Annotated in this window: 19 protein-coding genes; 6 read left to right on the top strand and 13 right to left on the bottom strand. The window is 71.3% G+C overall.

Going from position 1 to position 17,146, the window contains the following annotated elements:
- Positions 1 to 91: 91 nt before the first annotated feature.
- From OIE53_RS20730 to OIE53_RS20740, 3 genes are all read right to left on the bottom strand, one after another.
- Positions 92 to 2,473: a sodium-translocating pyrophosphatase gene (locus OIE53_RS20730; RefSeq protein ID WP_327023187.1), complete on the bottom strand. Its 2,382-nt coding sequence runs from the start codon at positions 2,471 to 2,473 to the stop codon at positions 92 to 94.
- 327 nt (positions 2,474 to 2,800) lie between these two features.
- Positions 2,801 to 3,235 carry an ATP-binding protein gene (locus OIE53_RS20735; RefSeq protein WP_327023188.1) on the bottom strand — a complete coding sequence of 145 codons (435 nt, stop codon included), beginning with the start codon at positions 3,233 to 3,235 and terminating at the stop codon, positions 2,801 to 2,803.
- Positions 3,235 to 3,576, bottom strand: a complete 342-nt coding sequence (locus OIE53_RS20740; RefSeq protein WP_327023189.1) for an STAS domain-containing protein — start codon at positions 3,574 to 3,576, stop codon at positions 3,235 to 3,237. Before OIE53_RS20740 ends, OIE53_RS20735 begins: the two co-directional genes overlap by 1 nt.
- A 141-nt stretch (positions 3,577 to 3,717) precedes the next feature.
- Here OIE53_RS20740 and OIE53_RS20745 point away from each other — a divergent pair, with 141 nt between their 5' ends.
- The 4 genes from OIE53_RS20745 to OIE53_RS20760 all read left to right on the top strand — a co-directional run bounded on the left by OIE53_RS20745 (position 3,718) and on the right by OIE53_RS20760 (position 7,671).
- A complete protein-coding gene (locus OIE53_RS20745; RefSeq protein WP_327023190.1) occupies positions 3,718 to 6,150 on the top strand; it encodes a DEAD/DEAH box helicase in 2,433 nt (810 codons plus the stop codon).
- Positions 6,151 to 6,262: 112 nt separating this feature from the next.
- The gene (locus OIE53_RS20750) at positions 6,263 to 6,469 is read left to right on the top strand and encodes a hypothetical protein (protein WP_327023191.1); all 207 of its coding nucleotides are present in this window, start codon (positions 6,263 to 6,265) and stop codon (positions 6,467 to 6,469) included.
- Between the two features lie 105 nt (positions 6,470 to 6,574).
- Complete coding sequence (locus OIE53_RS20755; RefSeq protein ID WP_327023192.1) at positions 6,575 to 7,153, top strand: hypothetical protein; 579 nt, start codon at positions 6,575 to 6,577, stop codon at positions 7,151 to 7,153.
- Between the two features lie 101 nt (positions 7,154 to 7,254).
- The gene (locus OIE53_RS20760) at positions 7,255 to 7,671 is read left to right on the top strand and encodes a hypothetical protein (protein WP_327023193.1); all 417 of its coding nucleotides are present in this window, start codon (positions 7,255 to 7,257) and stop codon (positions 7,669 to 7,671) included.
- 56 nt (positions 7,672 to 7,727) lie between these two features.
- Here the strand turns inward: OIE53_RS20760 and OIE53_RS20765 are convergent, their stop codons facing one another.
- The 7 genes from OIE53_RS20765 to ssd are packed head-to-tail and all read right to left on the bottom strand — an operon-like array spanning position 7,728 to position 13,019.
- Positions 7,728 to 8,081, bottom strand: a complete 354-nt coding sequence (locus OIE53_RS20765; protein WP_327023194.1) for an Rv3654c family TadE-like protein — start codon at positions 8,079 to 8,081, stop codon at positions 7,728 to 7,730.
- Positions 8,078 to 8,446 carry a TadE family type IV pilus minor pilin gene (locus OIE53_RS20770; protein ID WP_327023195.1) on the bottom strand — a complete coding sequence of 123 codons (369 nt, stop codon included), beginning with the start codon at positions 8,444 to 8,446 and terminating at the stop codon, positions 8,078 to 8,080. The genes OIE53_RS20765 and OIE53_RS20770 overlap by 4 nt, the downstream gene beginning before the upstream one ends.
- The gene (locus OIE53_RS20775) at positions 8,443 to 8,601 is read right to left on the bottom strand and encodes a DUF4244 domain-containing protein (protein ID WP_327027305.1); all 159 of its coding nucleotides are present in this window, start codon (positions 8,599 to 8,601) and stop codon (positions 8,443 to 8,445) included. The genes OIE53_RS20770 and OIE53_RS20775 overlap by 4 nt, the downstream gene beginning before the upstream one ends.
- Before the next feature lie 32 nt (positions 8,602 to 8,633).
- Entirely contained in the window at positions 8,634 to 9,503 is an 870-nt protein-coding gene (locus tag OIE53_RS20780) for a type II secretion system F family protein (RefSeq protein WP_442791348.1), read from the bottom strand.
- Positions 9,503 to 10,687, bottom strand: coding sequence for a hypothetical protein (locus tag OIE53_RS20785; protein WP_327023196.1), 1,185 nt, complete (start codon positions 10,685 to 10,687; stop codon positions 9,503 to 9,505). The genes OIE53_RS20780 and OIE53_RS20785 overlap by 1 nt, the downstream gene beginning before the upstream one ends.
- Positions 10,684 to 11,925 carry a TadA family conjugal transfer-associated ATPase gene (locus OIE53_RS20790; RefSeq protein ID WP_327023197.1) on the bottom strand — a complete coding sequence of 414 codons (1,242 nt, stop codon included), beginning with the start codon at positions 11,923 to 11,925 and terminating at the stop codon, positions 10,684 to 10,686. Before OIE53_RS20790 ends, OIE53_RS20785 begins: the two co-directional genes overlap by 4 nt.
- A complete protein-coding gene (gene ssd / locus OIE53_RS20795) occupies positions 11,922 to 13,019 on the bottom strand; it encodes a septum site-determining protein Ssd (RefSeq protein WP_327023198.1) in 1,098 nt (365 codons plus the stop codon). Before ssd ends, OIE53_RS20790 begins: the two co-directional genes overlap by 4 nt.
- 262 nt (positions 13,020 to 13,281) lie before the next feature.
- Here ssd and OIE53_RS20800 point away from each other — a divergent pair, with 262 nt between their 5' ends.
- Both OIE53_RS20800 and OIE53_RS20805 read left to right on the top strand, forming a co-directional pair.
- Entirely contained in the window at positions 13,282 to 14,181 is a 900-nt protein-coding gene (locus OIE53_RS20800; RefSeq protein ID WP_327023199.1) for a VHL beta domain-containing protein, read from the top strand.
- Between the two features lie 77 nt (positions 14,182 to 14,258).
- Positions 14,259 to 14,810, top strand: a complete 552-nt coding sequence (locus tag OIE53_RS20805) for a GNAT family N-acetyltransferase (RefSeq protein ID WP_327023200.1) — start codon at positions 14,259 to 14,261, stop codon at positions 14,808 to 14,810.
- Positions 14,811 to 14,830: 20 nt separating this feature from the next.
- Here the strand turns inward: OIE53_RS20805 and OIE53_RS20810 are convergent, their stop codons facing one another.
- The 3 genes from OIE53_RS20810 to OIE53_RS20820 form a co-directional block, all read right to left on the bottom strand.
- Positions 14,831 to 14,956 carry a hypothetical protein gene (locus OIE53_RS20810; RefSeq protein WP_327023201.1) on the bottom strand — a complete coding sequence of 42 codons (126 nt, stop codon included), beginning with the start codon at positions 14,954 to 14,956 and terminating at the stop codon, positions 14,831 to 14,833.
- Positions 14,957 to 15,384: 428 nt separating this feature from the next.
- Positions 15,385 to 16,050, bottom strand: coding sequence for a YdcF family protein (locus tag OIE53_RS20815; RefSeq protein ID WP_327023202.1), 666 nt, complete (start codon positions 16,048 to 16,050; stop codon positions 15,385 to 15,387).
- A gap of 10 nt (positions 16,051 to 16,060) precedes the next feature.
- The gene (locus tag OIE53_RS20820) at positions 16,061 to 16,825 is read right to left on the bottom strand and encodes a GntR family transcriptional regulator (protein WP_327023203.1); all 765 of its coding nucleotides are present in this window, start codon (positions 16,823 to 16,825) and stop codon (positions 16,061 to 16,063) included.
- Between the last annotated feature and the right edge of the window lie 321 nt (positions 16,826 to 17,146).

Genomic DNA, 17,146 nt, shown 5'->3' on the forward strand with positions numbered 1-17,146 from the left:
CGGCACCGCCTCACCGGTGCCGGTCCCGCTGCGCCGACCGGTCCCCGGGCGTGGTGCCGCTGCCCGGGGACCGGTGACGCTCAACGGAGGGTCAGGCCTTGATCTCCTCCGGACGCGGGTCCGCCGTCCCCGGCCCGTTGGGGGAGTCCCCCTCCAGGGCGATGCTCTTGCGCTTGCTGAACACCACCGCCGCGACCACGATCAGCGTCGCCACGACCGCGATGGTGATCCGCAGGCCGACGTTGCGGTCGTCGCCGATGCTCCAGGCCACCACGGCCGGCGCGATCAGCAGCGAGACCAGGTTCATCACCTTCAGCAGCGGGTTGATGGCCGGGCCGGCGGTGTCCTTGAAGGGGTCACCGACGGTGTCGCCGATGACCGTCGCGGCGTGCGCGTCGGAGCCCTTGCCGCCGTACGCGCCGTCCTCGACCATCTTCTTGGCGTTGTCCCAGGCGCCACCGGAGTTGGCCAGGAAGACCGCCATCAGCGTGCCCGCCCCGATCGCACCGGCCAGGTACGACGCCAGCGCGCCGGGTCCGAGGCCGAAGCCGACCGCGATCGGCGCCAGGATGGCCAGCAGGCCGGGGGTCAGCAGCTCGCGCTGCGCGTCCCGGGTGCAGATGTCGACGACCTTGCCGTACTCCGGGCGCTGGGTGCCGTCCATGATCCCGGGCAGCTCACGGAACTGCCGGCGGACCTCCATCACCACGGCACCGGCCGAGCGGGAGACCGCGTTGATGGCCAGACCGGAGAAGAGGAACACCACCGCCGCACCGATGATCAGGCCGACCAGGTTCTGCGGGTTGGCCACGTTCAGCGCGCCCAGGATCTCGGCACCGACGTCGGTCACCCCGGCGTCGGCGTACGCGATGCGCAGGGTGTCGGTGTACGAGCCGAACAGCGCGGTCGCGGCCAGCACGGCCGTGGCGATCGCGATGCCCTTGGTGATCGCCTTGGTGGTGTTGCCCACCGCGTCCAGCTCGGTGAGGGTACGGGCGCCGTGCTCGTCGATGTCGCCGGACATCTCGGCCACACCCTGGGCGTTGTCGGAGATCGGGCCGAAGGTGTCCATGGCCACGATCACGCCGACCGTGGTGAGCAGACCGGTACCGGCCAGCGCCACGGCGAACAGCGACAGGGTGATCGAGCCGCCGCCGAGCAGGAAGGCCCCGAAGACACCGGCGGCGATGAGCAGCGCCGAGTAGACCGCCGACTCCAGGCCGACGCTGATGCCGGCGAGGATGACCGTCGCCGGGCCGGTCTGCGAGCTCTTGCCGATGTCCTGCACCGGACGGCGGTTGGTCTCGGTGAAGTAGCCGGTCAGGGCCTGGATGGCGGCGGCCAGCACGATGCCGATGACGACCGCGCCGATGACCACACCACGCGGGCCGAACGGCGGGTCCCCGCCGTCCACACCGAGGGCGGTCCGCCAGTCGTCGCCGAGCTGCGCGGCCCAGGAGGGCTGGAGGTAGACGAAGGTGGCCACCCCGACCAGGACCGCCGAGATCAACGCGGAGAGGTAAAAGGCCCGGTTGATGGCGGTCAGGCCGTTGCGGTCGGAGGCGCGCAGCTTGGTGATGAAGACACCGATGATGGCGACCAGGACCCCGATGGTGGAGATGATCAGCGGCAGCACCAGGCCGTCCGTGCCGAAGGCGGCGCGACCCAGGATCAGCGCGGCGACCAGGGTGACCGCGTACGACTCGAACAGGTCGGCGGCCATGCCGGCGCAGTCACCGACGTTGTCGCCGACGTTGTCGGCGATGGTGGCCGCGTTGCGCGGGTCGTCCTCGGGGATGCCCTGCTCGACCTTGCCGACCAGGTCGGCGCCGACGTCGGCGGCCTTGGTGAAGATGCCGCCGCCGACCCGCATGAACATGGCCAGCAGGGCGGCACCGAAGCCGAAGCCCTCCAGCACGGTCGGCGCGTCACCCCGGAAGATCAGCACCACCAGCGCGGCACCGAAGAGGCCCAGCCCGACGGTGAGGAAGCCGACCACCCCACCGGTCCGGAAGGCGATCTTCATGGCCGCTTCCCGGCCGCCTTCCCGCTCCCGGGCGGCGGCGGCCACCCGCAGGTTGGCCCGGGTGGCCAGCCACATGCCGGCCCCACCGATGAACGCACTGAACAGGGCGCCCACCACGAAGAAGAGCGAACGGCCGATCTTCACCGCGGTCTCGCTGCCGTCGGTCTGGTGCACCGGCAGCAGGAAGAGCAGCACTACGGCGATCACCACGAAGATCGCCAAGGTCCGGAACTGCCGGAACAGGTAGGCCGAGGCGCCCTCCTGCACGGCCCCGGAGATTTCCTGCATTTTCTCGGTGCCCTTGCCGGCGGCCAGCACGGCCTTCGTCAAGGCGGCGGCGAAGGCGAGCGCTACCAGCGCGATCACCGCGGCTATGACGACGTACGTGACATTGGCTCCGGTCAGGGAGATCGCGCCGCCGCCCTCGGCGGCCAAGCTGTCGGACATCTGTGTCCTCCTGTGCCGAACAACGCGCCGGCCGGTGGAGACGCACCGACCTGCGCCTGGATGCGAATTCGCAAGTGCGCGCTGAGCCACCCCAGGGCGAACCAGCGCCTCCACGCCCAGCCGCGCTGGTTGTCCGAGGGATCACTTGCTGACAACCCGCGTACTCTAGCCCTCCGCAGTGTTCGAGGTCACAGCGAGGTGCCCGGCAATGTCGATGATCTTCGTCGCTGTGTTATGAGAATAAATCTGATATAGGGTCCCATCCATGACAAAGCCGCCGCATTCCCTGCTCAGGGAAGGCGGCGGCGGGTCAGCGGAGTCGATTGACTAACGGGTCAGCGGCCAGACCATCCGGACCTCGGTGCCGATGCCGTCGTCAACCGGGCGCACCTGGAGATCCTCGACGAACCCGGCGAGCAGGGCGAAGCCCACTCCGGTGGTGAGGTCGTCCTCGTTGAGGGACTCGTTGGCCAACTGGTCGGCGTCCAGAGCGGCCAGGCCGATCCCCGCCTCGATCGGGGCCCGGTCCACCACCCGCACCGCGTACGCCCCGGAGTCGGACATCTCCACCAGCACCGGCTCGGTCAGCCCGTACTGGCGGTGCAGGGCCACCGCCCGGGTGCACGCCTCACCGATGGCCAGGCGTACCTCGTCGAGCAGCTCCTCGCGGATCCCCGCCCGACGGGCGACCGCCACCCCGACCAGACGGGCGGTACGCACATGCACCGGCGCCGGGGAGAAGGAAAGCCGTACCGTCGCCATCACGCGCCGGTGCCGGTCGCCGCTTCGACAGTGGGATGCAGTGGGAACACCTGGTCCAAGGCGGTGATCCGGAAGATCTTGAGCAGCGGCTCCTTGTCGCAGACCAGGGCGAAGGTGCCGTCGGCCGTACGCAGTCGCTTGAGCGCGCCGACCAGCACACCCAGCCCGGTGGAGTCGAGGAAGTCGACCCGTCCCAGGTCGACCACCACATGCCGGGCACCGGAGTCGATCAGCTCGAGCAGCCGCTCGCGGAGTCGGGGGGCGGTGTAGACATCCACCTCACCGCCGACCTCGAGCACCGTGTGCTCCCCCACGGTTCGGGTAGCCAGCGACAGCTCCATCGATCCTCCCTCGACGCGGCCGTAAGCTTCATGGGCATCTAACCACTACCCCTGAGACCACCCGACGACTCACCGGGATCGGCTTCACCGTAGCGGCACGCCAATTTCCCAATTCCGAACACCAGTGCGAGAGTGCAGGACGTGACCTCGGCAGCCAGCGTATCCGCCGGCCGGGGCCCCGAGTCGGGCCCCGTCCCGGTTCCGGTCGCCGCGCCCGGGGACCTGCTACGTCGGCTGCGGCAACGACACCCGGTCGATCCGGTCACCCATGTGCAACGGGTGCCATCCCGGGCCGGGACCCCGGCCCCCTGGCCGCAGTGGGTTGGGGAGGAACTGCGCACCGCGTACGCCCGGCGGGGGGTGACGGCACCCTGGCGGCACCAGGCCGAGGCGGCCGAACTGGCCCACGACCGGCGGCATGTCGTCGTGGCCACCGGCACCGCCTCCGGCAAGTCCCTGGCGTACCAGTTGCCCGCGCTGGCCACCCTGCTGGCCGATCCCCGCGCCACCGTGCTCTACCTGGCACCGACCAAGGCGCTGGCCGCCGACCAGTTGCGCGCCGTCGCCGGGTTGGAGATCGAGGGCGTACGCCCGGCCTGCTACGACGGGGACACCCCACGGGCCGAACGGGAGTGGATCCGACGGCACTCCCGGTTCGTGCTGACCAACCCGGACATGCTGCACCACGGCATCCTGCCCGGCCACGCCCAGTGGTCGGGATTCCTGCGCCGACTGCGGTACGTGGTGATCGACGAGTGCCACGTCTACCGGGGGGTGTTCGGCTCCCATGTCGCCCATGTGCTGCGCCGACTGCGCCGACAGTGCACCCGGTACGGCAACTCCGCCGGCCCCACCTTCGTACTGGCCTCGGCGACCTCGGGAGACCCGGCGGCCACGGCCGGACGGCTGATCGGCCTGCCGGTGACCGCGGTCACCGAGGACGCCTCCCCCCGGGCCGGGGTGACCTTCGCCCTCTGGGAACCTCCGCTGCTACCGGCCGAGACCGCCGCCTCGTCGCCCTCCGCCGCCGCACCCGCGCCGCGCCGTGCTCCGGATACCCCCCGACCCACCGATCCCGAGGTCCTGGACCTCACCCAGGTCCGTCGGTCGGCGCTGCGGGAGACCGCCGACCTGCTGGCGGACAGTGTCGCCGCCGGGGTGCGTACGTTGGCCTTCGTTCGTTCCCGGCGGGGCGCCGAGGTGGTCGCGACCAACGCCCGGCGCAGCCTCGACGAGGCGGTGCCCGGGCTCGGCGCGCGGGTGGCCGCCTACCGTGGCGGCTACCTGCACGAGGAACGGCGCGCCCTGGAGCGGGCCCTGCTGCATGGCGACCTGCTCGGCCTGGCCTCGACGAACGCCCTGGAGTTGGGGGTCGACCTGGTCGGGTTGGACGCCGTGTTGATCTGCGGGTACCCGGGCACCCGGGCCTCGCTGTGGCAGCAGGCCGGACGGGCCGGACGCTCCGGGCAGGAGGCCCTGGCGGTGCTGGTGGCCCGCGACGATCCGCTGGACACCTACCTGGTGCACCACCCGGAGGCGGTCTTCGGCGCACCGGTGGAGGCCACCGTGCTCGACCCGGCCAACCCGTACGTGCTCGGGCCCCAGTTGGCCTGCGCGGCGGCCGAGGCCCCGCTGACCGTGGCCGATCTGGAACTCTTCGGCGCCAGCGCAAAGGAGACCGTGGAGGCCCTGGTGGAGGCGGGGGCCCTGCGGCAGCGGCCGACCGGCTGGTACTGGCGGCACCGGGAACGGCCCCAGGTGGACCTGCGTGGCGACGGGGGTGCCCCGATCTGCGTGGTGGAGGCGGCGACCGGTCGGCTGCTCGGCACCGTCGACGGCGGCTCGTCCCACTTCCTGCTGCACCCCGGCGCGGTCTACCTGCACCAGGGGGTCTCCTACGTGGTCGACACCCTCGACCTGGAGGACGGCTGCGCGCTGGTCCATCCCGAGGAGCCGGACTGGTCCACCCACGCGCGGGACGTCACCTCCCTGTCGGTGGTGTCGGTGCGCTCGTACGTCGACGCCGGGCCGGTCGGGCTGTTCCTCGGCGAGGTGGACGTGACCAGCCAGGTGGTGTCGTACCAGCGGCGACGCCTCTCCACCGGCGAGGTGATCGACACCCGGCCGCTGGACCTGCCGGCCCGGGAACTGCGTACCGTCGCGGTCTGGTTCACCCTCTCCCCGGAGTCGCTGGCCGCCGCCGGGGTGGAGCCGGCCGAGGTGCCCGGGGCCCTGCACGCCGCCGAGCACGCCGGAATCGGGCTGCTGCCGCTGTTGGCCACCTGCGACCGGTGGGACATCGGTGGGTTGTCCACCGCGATGCATCCGGACACCGAGGCCCCCACGGTCTTCGTCTACGACGGTCACCCCGGCGGGGCCGGTTTCGCGGAGCGGGCGTACGGCACGGCCGCCGCCTGGCTGACGGCCACCCGGGACGCCATCAACGAGTGCGGCTGCGAGACCGGCTGTCCCTCCTGCGTGCAGTCGCCCAAGTGCGGCAACGGCAACAACCCGCTGTCCAAGCCGGGCGCCGTCCGGGTGCTCGACGTGGTGCTGAACAACCTGCCGCGCTGACACCAGGCATAAAACCCGGGGCGTACGGGCAAGAACGGTGGGAGCGCTTCCATCGATGCTCGTTGGCCTGCGCTTGCTGTTTTCTGTTCGTCCGCGTACGTGAGGAGGGGCCGTGGCCGACACCATCGCCGAGACCGTCGACCTGCTCTACACCATCGACCAGGAGCAACTCAGTGTCGATCAGCAGATCGCCCTGAGCACGGCGCTCGCCACCCTGGCGCAGGCCGAACGGCTGGATCAGATCAACGAACGGCTGCGCACCATCCAGCAGTTGCTCACCAACGTGACGCACCGGTCGACCGCCGACGGCATTCGCTGACGGGATTCGCTGATTCACCCCTCAGCGCCGTCCGCATCGTGCCTGCTCGACGCCGCCGTTGCCGGGCTGTGCGACACTCCGGCGCATCAGAGTTGAGGAGAATTCATGCAGCTCGACAGCCTTCAGTCGCAGCACCAGTTCCACGTCCGCCAACGGATCCGTCTCATGGTCAACCAGTACGAGGTCCACAGCGTGGCCCCGGACGGCACCGAGGGCGGTCTGCTGGCGTTCGCCCAGCAGAAGCGGCTCGCCTTCAAGGAGCAGGTGACGATCTACACCGACGACTCGAAGCAGCACCCACTGCTCGGGTTCAAGGCCCGCCAGCGCCTCGACCTGGCCGCCACGTACGACGTCACCGACCACGCCGGCAATCCGATCGGCCTGTTCCGCAAGGACTTCGCGCAGTCGTTGCTCCGGTCCACCTGGCATGTCGAGCAGGCCGGTCTGCCCGCCGTCACCGGCCAGGAACGCAGCATGCCGGTGGCCCTGCTGCGCCGCTTCGTCGACTCGCTGTCCTGGCTGCCTTACCACTTCGACTTCGTCGCCGGTGGCCAGCCGGTCTTCACGGTGATCAAGAAGTGGGGTCTGCGCGACCGGTACGTGGTCCAGATCCAGCACCCGCAGATCGACCGTCGCCTGGTGATCGCCATGGCGATCGCGCTGGACGCCCTCCAGAGCCGCTGACCGTTCCCGGGGCGGCTCCTTCGTCGCTGCCGCTTGATCCTCACCTTGGTTGAGCCCTGAGGATCGTCGGATCAGCCAACCGGCGATCAACAGGAGCGATGATGGACCTCGACAATCCGGTGCTCAAGCTGTGCCAGGACGGGATGCGGGCGGAGGCGGAAGGCCGACCGGCCGACGCGCGGGCGTTGTACGAACAGGCCTGGTCCAGGCGGGCCGACAGCTATGACGCCTGCGTCGCGGCGCATTACCTGGCCCGCCAACAGGACGATCCGCGGGAGAACCTGCGCTGGAACCAGGAGGCACTGCGGCAGGCCGACGCGGTCGGCGACACCAGAGTCAGCGCCCTGTACCCGTCGTTGCACATGAGCGTGGCGATGGCGCACGAACGGTTGGGCGAGCCCGCCGCCGCACGCGCCGCCTTCGAGCGAGCGGCCGAGCACGTCGCCGCATTGCCGGCGGACGCGTACGGCAACCAACTCCGTACGGCGATCACCGACGGTCTCAACCGGTTGAGCTGACCCCTGCCTCGGGTCAGGACCGAGGTATCCGCGGTGCCGGCCGGGGCCGGTGGTGGTCAACCGCGCAGCGGCCCGGCTCGGGAGGTCACCGTGGCCACCCGGCGTAGGCCGGGCAGCGGCTCCACGGTCAGCTCGGCGGTGACCAGGATGTCGAGCCCGTCCAGGTGACACCGCACCAACCGGGCACCGTTGACGGCGACGATCTCGGCAGCCCGAGCGCACGCCGTCGACTCGTCCTGGAGGGCCCGGGCGGCCCCGGCCAGGGCACCGAAGTCGGCGGCTACCCGGGCCTGTTGACGAGCCATCCGGGCGGCGCCGACCCCGGCACCGAACAGACCGGCCAGGACGAACACCAGCCCGGCCGCCAACAGGCAGATGGTGGCCCCACCACGATCCCGGTCGGCCCTCATGGCTGCGGCTCCGGCACCCCCGGCTCGGCGACCGCCACCACCGAGCCCACCACGGTGATCACCGGCAGGTCGCCGCCGAGCACCCGTACCGGGGCGCGGACGGTCGCACGGACCAGGTCGCCCTCCATCACCACGGTGACCGTCGCACCCGGTGGCGCGTATCGACTGCCGGCAGGTGTGCCGTCCCCGCCCCGGGAGGCCGCCAGGGCCGCCTCCCGGGCCGCATCCAGACAGGCCGATCTGGTGCCTACCGCGTTGACGGCGGTCAGGCCGGTGAGCAGGAACAGCAGCAGCGCCGGCAGGCCGGCCGCCATCTCGGCCGTGAAGGAGCCTCGGTCACGACCGGCCAGCCGGCGCCCGGTCAACTCAGCGCCCGGTCGATGACGGCCGCCAACGCCGACTGCACGCTGTCGGAGGTCAGCACCTTGAGCAGGATGCCGCCGAAGGCCACCGCCGCGAGTGTGCCGACGGCGTACTCCGCGGTGTTCATGCCGGCGTCCCCGCGCAGGCGGGCGAGCATTGTGCGCACTTGATCGTCCCTTCTCTATGGGTTCACAGCACGTCGCCGAGGACGGCGACGATCACCGGCACCAGACCGGCGAGAATGAAGGCGGGCAGGAAACACAGGCCCAGGGGCAGCACGATCAGCACCCCGGAGCGGCGGGCAGCGGCCTCGATCGTGGTGACCCGGTCGGCGCGCAGGTCATCCGCCAGCCGGGTCAGGGCCCCGGCCAGGGCGGCCCCGCTGCTGGCCGAGCGGACGGCGGCGGTGGCCACCCGCTGCCCACCCGGCACCGCGGCCAGATGCGCCCAGGCTTCCTGCGGCAACCCGCCGAGTTGCAGGGTCCGGCCTACCCGTCGCAGGTGGTCGGCCAACGGGCCGCCGAGGGCGTCGGCCACCGCGATGACGCACCGTTCCACCGGTGCCCCGGCCCGCAGGGCCGCCGCCATCAGGTCGGCGGCCAGCGGCAGATCCGCAGCGGCCCGCAGCCGCCGGTTCCGGACGGCAGGAGGCTCGATCCGCCGGAGCAGTCGATCCAGCAACACCGTGACGAGCGACCCGACCAGCAGGCCGAACCAGCCTTCGAGCAGTACTGCCACGGCCACCCCGGCCAGAGCTGCGGCAAGGCGGATGCGGTCCAGTCGGCGGCTGAGGCCGCTGCGAGAGCTGGTGGGCGTACCGGTGCCATCGCCGCCGGATTCTCGGGCGGCATGGCCGACCGAGCCCCGGCCAGCGCCATCGCCGGTACCCCGACCTGGTGCCCGGCCCCGACCGAACCGGGCCCGAGTGACGCCGGGGTCGACCGTCGGGGAGTCGGTCAACCGGCGTAGTCGTCGGCGGGGACGTCGCCGGGCGACGGCCACCATGGCGAGCAGCACGGCCCCGGCCAGGCAACCCACTGCCAGGGTGAGGGCGGACATCAGCTTGCCCCGTCCGCGACCGTGCCCAGGCGGTCCGCCCAGAGCAGCCCGATCACCTGCAAGGCGATGGCGGCAGCCGCGCACCCGGCACCGATCGGAGTGTGCAGCAGCACCTCAAGCGGATCCACCCCGATGCCGTAGCCCAGGCCGATGCCACCCAACGGCAGGGCCGCCAGCAACCAGGCAGTCGCGCGGGCACCTGCCGCCTGCGCGGCGGCAGCGGCCATTCCCCGGTCGGTGGAGCGGGCGTCGGCCTCGATCCGCTCGATCAGATCGGCCAGCGGCGCCCCCGTACGCTCGGCTAGCCGCACCGCCGCCTGGGCCAACTGCCCTGGCCGGTCCGGTGCGGCGATCCGGCTCGCCGACCGGGAGTGACCGTCCGAAGACCGGCCCTCGGGCCCGGCGGACTCATCCGGGTCGCCGGTCCGCCAACCTCGCTGCCTTCCGGCCGTCGACCCGGCGGCGGGCGCGCTGGCCGCCAATACCCGAGGGCTGGTCGGCACCGGAGCGAGCCCCAAGGTCTCGGCGGCGACCGGCACCGGCAGTCCGGCCCTGAGGTCGGCGGCCAGGGCACACAACTGGTCCAACCGCTCATGTCGCGTCCGGACCCGGAGGGCCTCCGCACCGTGTCGGTGCCACGCCCGCACGCCCAGCGCGCCGTACCCGCCGCAGGCGACCGCCGCCACCGGCCCGGCTAGCAACCCGGACACCCCGGCTCCGAGCAGCAGAAAAACGAGCAGGTAGCGCCGTGGTAACCCGGACCAGCGGGAGGTCTCCGTGGCGACGGTCCGAACCGGTGGGCTGGACACCGGCCGGGACTCGCCCGTCGCCGGATCGGTACGGCCCACCTCGGAGCCGCCAGGCACGAAGGAAGTACGGCTTGAGGTCGGCGGGCGTCGGCTTCCCCGCCACTGTGGCGGGCGGGTCGGGGCCGGGGCTCCGGCGGGCGCCGCCCGGAGGACGGCCGGCTGACGGACGGCACATTCGCGCCCGACGGGCCGGATCGCGGCGGACTGGGTCAGCGGCCGGTCCCCCGCCTCTCGCAGGGTGACGATCCAATCGACCAACGCCTCCCCCTCCGCCCGGCTGGACCGGGCGGCTCGGACGACCAACCTGCGAACCGGCAGGGCCGCGACGACGAGCAGGCCCAGCAGCGCCAGCAACCACCAGTACCGGTCGCTCATGCCGCTGCTCCGGGCTTCGTCGCCACCGCAGTCGTTCCGGCGGCGTGCCCCAGTGACCTCGGCGGGGGTTCGTCCAGGATCGGCGGCACCGGGACCTCTCGGTCGCGGAGCAGGGCGGCCAGCGCCGGTCCCGCCGGGCCGACCCCCTGGTTCCGAACCCAGGCCGGCACCGCCCTGACCAGCCGCTCCGGCCCCTCGGGCAGCAGCAGGCAGACCGACTCCAAGGCCCGCCCCCGCGTCGTACGCCGGATCTGGACGACCACCTGAAGGGCCGCGGCGAGTTGGGCGTGCAACGCCGGACGGGGTAGCCCACCGAGCAGACCCAGGGCCTCCAACCGGGCCGGCACATCCGACGGGGCGTTTGCGTGCAGGGTCCCGGCACCACCGTCGTGGCCCGTGTTCAGGGCGGCAAGAAGGTCAACGACTTCTGCGCCTCGACATTCGCCGACCACCAGACGATCCGGTCGCATCCGCAACGCCTGCCGGACCAGTTCACTCAGGCCGACACTGCCGCGCCCCTCCACGTTCGCCGTACGCGCCTGCAACCCGACGACATGCGGATGCAACGGCCGCAGTTCCGCGGCGTCCTCGACCAGCACGATCCGTTCGGTGGCCGGCACCAGGCCGAGGAGGGTGTTCAGCAGGGTCGTCTTGCCGGACCCGGTCCCGCCGATCACCAGGTAGGCCAGCCGGGCCGCCACCACGGCGGCGAGCAGTGACGCGGCCGGGCGGGGCACGGCGCCCTGCGCCACCAACTCGTCCAGGGTGAAGGGCCGCTGCCGGAAGGTCCGCAGCGACAGGTACGGGCCGTCAGTCGCCACCGGCGGCAGTACGGCGTGCAACCGGGTGCCGTCGGCCAGCCGCGCGTCGGCGCAGGGTGAGCCGTCATCGAGGCGGCGACCGGCACCGGCGGTCAGTCGCTGCGCGAGCCTACGGACATCGTCCACCGTGCCCACCGGCACCGGAACCTGGTACAGCCCCTGCCCCCGGTCCACCCACACCCGGGTGCCGTTGACCAGTACGTCGGTCACCTCCGGGTCCGCCAGCAGCGGAGCGAGCGGACCCGCCCCGACCAGGTCGTCGCGTACCTGGTCGGCCATCCGCAGCAGGGCGGTGTCGCCCAGGACGGCCGGGTCGGCCTCGGCGCGTACCGCCGAGACGATCGTGGCCGGGGTGACCGGGGTGGTGGCGGCGGCGATCCGTTGTCGGACCCGGGCCGCCAGCGGCTGCCCGGTCATGCCGCACCCGTGACGGTACGGCCGGTCAGGTCGGCGACGATCCGCTGGCAGAGTTCCGCCAGTGGGCCGCGCCCACCGGCCGCCGGGGCCTCGCCTCGCTCAAGCCCACGACACAGGCCCGGCTCGGGGCGCAGGGTCCCGGCCAGTCGCAACCCCAGGGCCCTAGCCACCTCCGCTGCACGCAGTCGCCCGGGGGCCGGTCCACGGACGATGACCGACAGGTCCTGGCAGTGCGGTGCGGCCACCGACACCACCCGGGCGGCGGCGGCCGTGGCCCGGAGTTCGGCCGGTACCACCACGAAGACCCGATCGGCGGCCTGCAGGGCGGTGACAGCCGCGTCGTCGAAATGCCGGGGCAGGTCGACGACGACGAAGTCCCGGCCCCGTCGGGCCGCATCCAGGGTGGAGGCCATGGCCTCGGCCGGCACGGCCACCGGATCGCCCCGGTCCCAGGAGAGCACCACCAGGTCACCTCGGCTGGGCAGGGCCCGCACCAGAGCGGGTGGGTCTACCCGACCGTCGGCCCCGGACAGCGCCGGCCACCGCAGCCCCTCCAACTGCTCCCAGCCGAGGACCAGGTCCAGACCGCCGCCGAGGGGGTCGGCGTCGAGCAGCAGGGTCCGCAACCGACCTCGGGCGGCGGTGACCGCCAGCCCACCCGCCAGGATGCTCGCCCCGCCACCGCCGCGCCCACCCACCACGGCCACCACCCGTGCCTGCGCATCACCATCGGTACCGCATTCGGCGAACCGGTCGACCAGCCACGGCTCGGCCGCCGGCAGCACGGCCACATGTTCCGCGCCGAGCAGGTCCGCGACCTGCCACCCGGGATCGAGGTCCTCGGCGCGACCGACGAGCACCAGCCGGGACCGTCGGGGCAGCCGCGCCCGCAGGCAGGGTTGGGCCTGGTCGGTACCGACCAGCACCAGCGGAGCCGGTTGCCATCGGGTACGCGCGGCGGCCGGATCAGCGGCGACCTCCACCTCGACGGCGCCCGCGGCGGCGAGTCGAAGCAGGTCATCGAGGAGGTCACCGTCGGCGGTGACCACCAACGGCGGTCTCCGAGGCGGCGGAACGGAGGTACGGGACGGCATCGCGGCCTCCAACAGTCAGCGCGGGTTCGCTGTGCCGAACCATGCCTGCCGTGCCGCCTTTGAAGCCGCCCCGAACGCCCGCCCTGTGGATAACCAACCCTTCTGTGGACAACGCCCACCAGACCTGTTGATCTGCTATGTGTTGCCGAGCGCTCACCGAGTGTCCACATCGGTCTCTGCCCATGGTCAGGACTGACACGAACCACGCATAATCGGTCTCCGCTGCCGTCGGCGGGACGGCAATCCTCGCCGGATCGGGGTCATGACACAGTCGCCAGATCACGACGACGTACGCAGGCAACCTCGGCTTCGGATCGGTCCCTGGCTGCCCGATCCCGACTCGGACACCATGCCGCCAGCACCTCCCGCCACCCCGGTCAGGACCGCCCTGTCGGTCATCCCGGACTCCGCCGACGACCGGCCACCACCACTCGTACCCGAGCCGGTCGTCCTGGCAGTCGATCCGATATCGCAGCCCACCGACCGCCGTTCCCACCGGCTGATGCTGGCGGGTGTGGGTACCGCCGTGCTCGGCCTCCTGCTGACCGCGTTCTGGCCGACCACCCCGTCGTCACCGACCGCCGAACCGCCCACTCCGCCCGGCCGGTTCGGCTGGCCCCATGCCCCCGACCTGCCCTGGTCACCCCCCGGCGCCCTGACCCCCTCCGCCCCGCAGGCCTCGTCCTCCGTGGCCGGGGTCTCCTCCACCTGCCCGACCGCGCCCAGTCGGGCGTCCTCACCCACCCGCTCACCCTCGCCGTCGGCGACCAGAACCAGCCCGGCTGCCCCCAGCGCCAGACCGGCCTCTCCCAGCGCCAGGCCGAGCACCTCGCCGAGCCGGACGGTACGACCGACGCCGAGCCCTCGTCCGGCCGAGCCGCGAGAACTCACCCCGTTGCCAGCCGAGCGGGAGCGGGGTCTGCGGTCGGTCAGCGGTGGCCCGGAGACCAGCATCGAGTTCGTCAACCACAGGTCGCATCCGGTGACCGTCCACTGGCTGGACTACCAGGGCCACCGACGCCAGTACGCCGTACTGCAACCGTCGGCCTCGTACCGGCAGCACACCTATGTCGGGCATCCGTGGGTGGTGACCGGTGGCCGAGGTAGGGCGTTGGTCTGCTTCGAGCCCACCGCCACCCCTGCCCGCGCCGTGGTCCGCTAGGCCTGCATCGCAGTCGGTCACCACGGCCCGGTCGAAATAGGTACTTGACGATCCCGGAGGCTGCCAGGCTGCGTGGCATGGACGTGCGTCTCGAACCCTGGTCGGAATCCGCGCTCGATCTCCTGCGCCGGATCAACACCCCGCAGATGCGTCACCATGTCGGCGGTATCGAGCAGGAGGAACAGCTACTCGCCCGGCACCGCCGATACCTCGCGATGCCGGTAACCGGACGCGGCCGCATGTACGCCGTACTGCTCGGCGACGACATGGTCGGCAGCATCGCCTACCACCAGCGTGACTGGCAGGGCGAGCAGATCTACGAGACCGGCTGGAACGTCCTACCGCCCTACCAGGGCCGAGGCATCGCCACCGCAGCCGGCGCCGCCCTGATCACCATCGTCCGCGAGATCGCCCGCCACTCCGACGCACCCCACAGCCTGCACGCGTTCCCCTCAGTCGGGAACGCCCCCTCCAACGCGCTCTGCCACCGCCTCGGCTTCACCCTCCTAGGCCCCTGCGACTTCGAGTACCCGCCGGGCAGCGGCTCCCTGATGCGCAGCAACAACTGGCGCATCGACCTCGCCGACTCCAGCCGACCTACCGTCACACCCCAGCAGGACCGCCGGTGACGCCCAACGGCCACCAGCGGTCAGTCGTGTGGGTCCGGCAGATTGAGTACGACGACGAGGGCACACGCCACCGTCGACAGCCAGCCCACCATCACGTACAGCGGCAGGGTCTGTTGCCGCCGCGAGCCGGGTCCGAGCCGGTCCACCAGCACAGGAAGATCGGAGCCACCACGATCACCGATCTCAGGCCCACCATGACGCAGATCGTGCCTCACCCCGGTGGGTCCATGCTGTCCCCGTGGGCCTGCTGGCGACTCGGCCGGCCGGGGTGGCTTACCGTGTCGCCGGCTTTCCGCGCGCCCGAGGGGCCGTGGTGCCGGTGCTGACCGTGCGACAATGAGTGACGGTATGTGGTCGAGGAGGTGGGTCGGGATGTCGAGCAACGCCGAGCGGATACCCGAGTGGCCGACCGCTGAGCACGTGCCGGTGGAGGAGTTGGCCCGCCGTCAGGGTGTGCGGCCGCTCGCCTCCGTTGACGACCTTGCCCGGCCGGACCTGTTCGAGTCCGACGAAGAGTTGGACGACTTCCTCGCCGACCTGTACGCCTCTCGGCGGGCTACTGTAGCTGCCGCTCTTACTGCACGAGTTGGCTGGTGTAGCCGGCGTCGACCAGGCGGGTGTAGGCGGCGCGGACCTCGTCGGGGACGTGCTGGGGGATGGCGTAACCGAGTTCGGCGTATCTGTCGATGCGTTGGGTGTCGCCGACGAGCATGTCCATGACCTTCTTGGTGTTGCCGATGCTGGCCACGTAGTCGTCGAGTGAGAGCGGGTGGGATGCGCAGATCACGTCGACCTCGGGCCAGAGCTTCTTGCAGGTGGCGTACGCCCGGCGTTGTTGGTACGGGCGGGACATCAGGATCACCGACCTGGCTTGGATCTTGTGCTCGGCAAGGAGTGCGCGGGTGTACTCGATGTTCAGGCCGGTGTTCTTGGCCCGCGTGTCGATGAGGATTGCGTCGGCTGGCACGCCGTGAGCCATGGCGTACTCCCGGTAGTGGACGGCTTCGCCCCGGGGGAAGGTCTCGATGGTGGTCGGGGCGTTGGCGCCGGTGAAGACCAGGTGCGGGTACATCCTCTGGTGGTAGAGATCGGTGGCGATCTTGGCGACTCCGAGGTCATGGCTACCGAGCCCGATGCCGACGTCAACGGGCCGGATCTCGTGGTGCATGTTGTGGTAGTTCCACAGGCACTCGACATCCGCGCGGTGCTCTGCCGGGATGGTCGGGGGAGTCGTGGACATCGTGTGACTCTCAGTCGGGGATCTTGAAGGTGTACGACCAGGTGAAGCGGGATGCGGCGTGCACTCCGCGGGCGAACTCGACTGGTCGGCCCTCGTGGGTGGACGTGGTGCGGTGCAGGATCATCACAGGTTCTCCGGCGGGGAGCTGGAGTAGGTCGGTTTCCTCGGGTGTGGGCATGCGGGCGTGCACGGTCTCGGTGATGGTGTCCGGCTCCAAGCCTCGGGCAGTGAGGATGGCGAAGCCGCCGCCTCGGCCGGCTGGCCCTGGTGTCGGGTCGACCAGGGATGTGCCTTCCACATCTTCGCGGCGGTAGTAGCTGGTCAGCGTGTGGGTCGGTACGCCGGCCTCTTTGACCAGGCGGGTGCGCTCGTAGACGGGTGCACCGGGCGAGAGTTCGAGTGCTGCGGCGACTTCGGCGTCAGCTTCGGTCAGTCGTACCTCGTTGGTCTGGTCGCCTGGCGTCCAGGCGCGGCCGGTGGCCTCGCGGTCGGCGGCGAAGGCGACGAGCCCGGATTTCCATTTGCTCTTGGCGTAGCGGTCGGTGCCGAGGCGCTTCATCGCCACGCGTGGGCGGACGACGGTGCCGCGCCGACGGACAGGCGTGACCAGCCCTTCGGCTTCGAGGACGCGTACCGCCTGCCGGACGGTGTTGATGTTGACGCCGTGCTCGGCGGCGATCTCGTCCTGCTTCGGCAGGGTGCTGCCCTCGGGATAGTCGCCGCGTTGGATGGCCTGGCGCAGGAGCGCGGCCAGATCCCGGTACCCGATGCCCACTCGCTCCTCCTAGCCATGCGCCCGCATAGGGCTGCCTCCAACCAGCAAGTGTGCCCGACACGCGCACATTAGAGCTAGCTCTATTGACAGGGCCGCACCTCATCCGGTCATATAGAGCTAGTTCTAATGCCTGGTTGGTGGGAGACCGTGATGCTTGGCGCTGCGGAAGTTCCGAACACGTCTGGATCATCCTTGATCCCGTCCGGCTGCACCATCCAGCCCGTTGCACCCGGCGTGGTGCGGGTTGGCGCCTGTGCGTCCTGCGCGGGTCGGACCTGGAAGTACGTCCGCGCGCGGGCTGAGGTCCGCGCTATCGGGCAC

The organism is Micromonospora sp. NBC_01739 (assembly GCF_035920385.1).
Classification (GTDB): Bacteria; Actinomycetota; Actinomycetes; order Mycobacteriales; family Micromonosporaceae; genus Micromonospora.

What these genes read in the sequence shown, in the direction of transcription:
- OIE53_RS20730 (WP_327023187.1), bottom strand. Translation starts at nt 2,473, where the DNA reads ATGTCCGACAGCTTGGCCGCCGAGGGCGGCGGCGCGATCTCCCTGACC.
- OIE53_RS20735 (WP_327023188.1), bottom strand. Translation starts at nt 3,235, where the DNA reads ATGGCGACGGTACGGCTTTCCTTCTCCCCGGCGCCGGTGCATGTGCGT.
- OIE53_RS20740 (WP_327023189.1), bottom strand. Translation starts at nt 3,576, where the DNA reads ATGGAGCTGTCGCTGGCTACCCGAACCGTGGGGGAGCACACGGTGCTC.
- OIE53_RS20755 (WP_327023192.1), top strand. Translation starts at nt 6,575, where the DNA reads ATGCAGCTCGACAGCCTTCAGTCGCAGCACCAGTTCCACGTCCGCCAA.
- OIE53_RS20760 (WP_327023193.1), top strand. Translation starts at nt 7,255, where the DNA reads ATGGACCTCGACAATCCGGTGCTCAAGCTGTGCCAGGACGGGATGCGG.
- OIE53_RS20765 (WP_327023194.1), bottom strand. Translation starts at nt 8,081, where the DNA reads ATGAGGGCCGACCGGGATCGTGGTGGGGCCACCATCTGCCTGTTGGCG.
- OIE53_RS20775 (WP_327027305.1), bottom strand. Translation starts at nt 8,601, where the DNA reads ATGCTCGCCCGCCTGCGCGGGGACGCCGGCATGAACACCGCGGAGTAC.
- OIE53_RS20780 (WP_442791348.1), bottom strand. Translation starts at nt 9,503, where the DNA reads ATGTCCGCCCTCACCCTGGCAGTGGGTTGCCTGGCCGGGGCCGTGCTG.
- OIE53_RS20785 (WP_327023196.1), bottom strand. Translation starts at nt 10,687, where the DNA reads ATGAGCGACCGGTACTGGTGGTTGCTGGCGCTGCTGGGCCTGCTCGTC.
- OIE53_RS20790 (WP_327023197.1), bottom strand. Translation starts at nt 11,925, where the DNA reads ATGACCGGGCAGCCGCTGGCGGCCCGGGTCCGACAACGGATCGCCGCC.
- ssd (WP_327023198.1), bottom strand. Translation starts at nt 13,019, where the DNA reads ATGCCGTCCCGTACCTCCGTTCCGCCGCCTCGGAGACCGCCGTTGGTG.
- OIE53_RS20800 (WP_327023199.1), top strand. Translation starts at nt 13,282, where the DNA reads ATGACACAGTCGCCAGATCACGACGACGTACGCAGGCAACCTCGGCTT.
- OIE53_RS20805 (WP_327023200.1), top strand. Translation starts at nt 14,259, where the DNA reads ATGGACGTGCGTCTCGAACCCTGGTCGGAATCCGCGCTCGATCTCCTG.
- OIE53_RS20815 (WP_327023202.1), bottom strand. Translation starts at nt 16,050, where the DNA reads ATGTCCACGACTCCCCCGACCATCCCGGCAGAGCACCGCGCGGATGTC.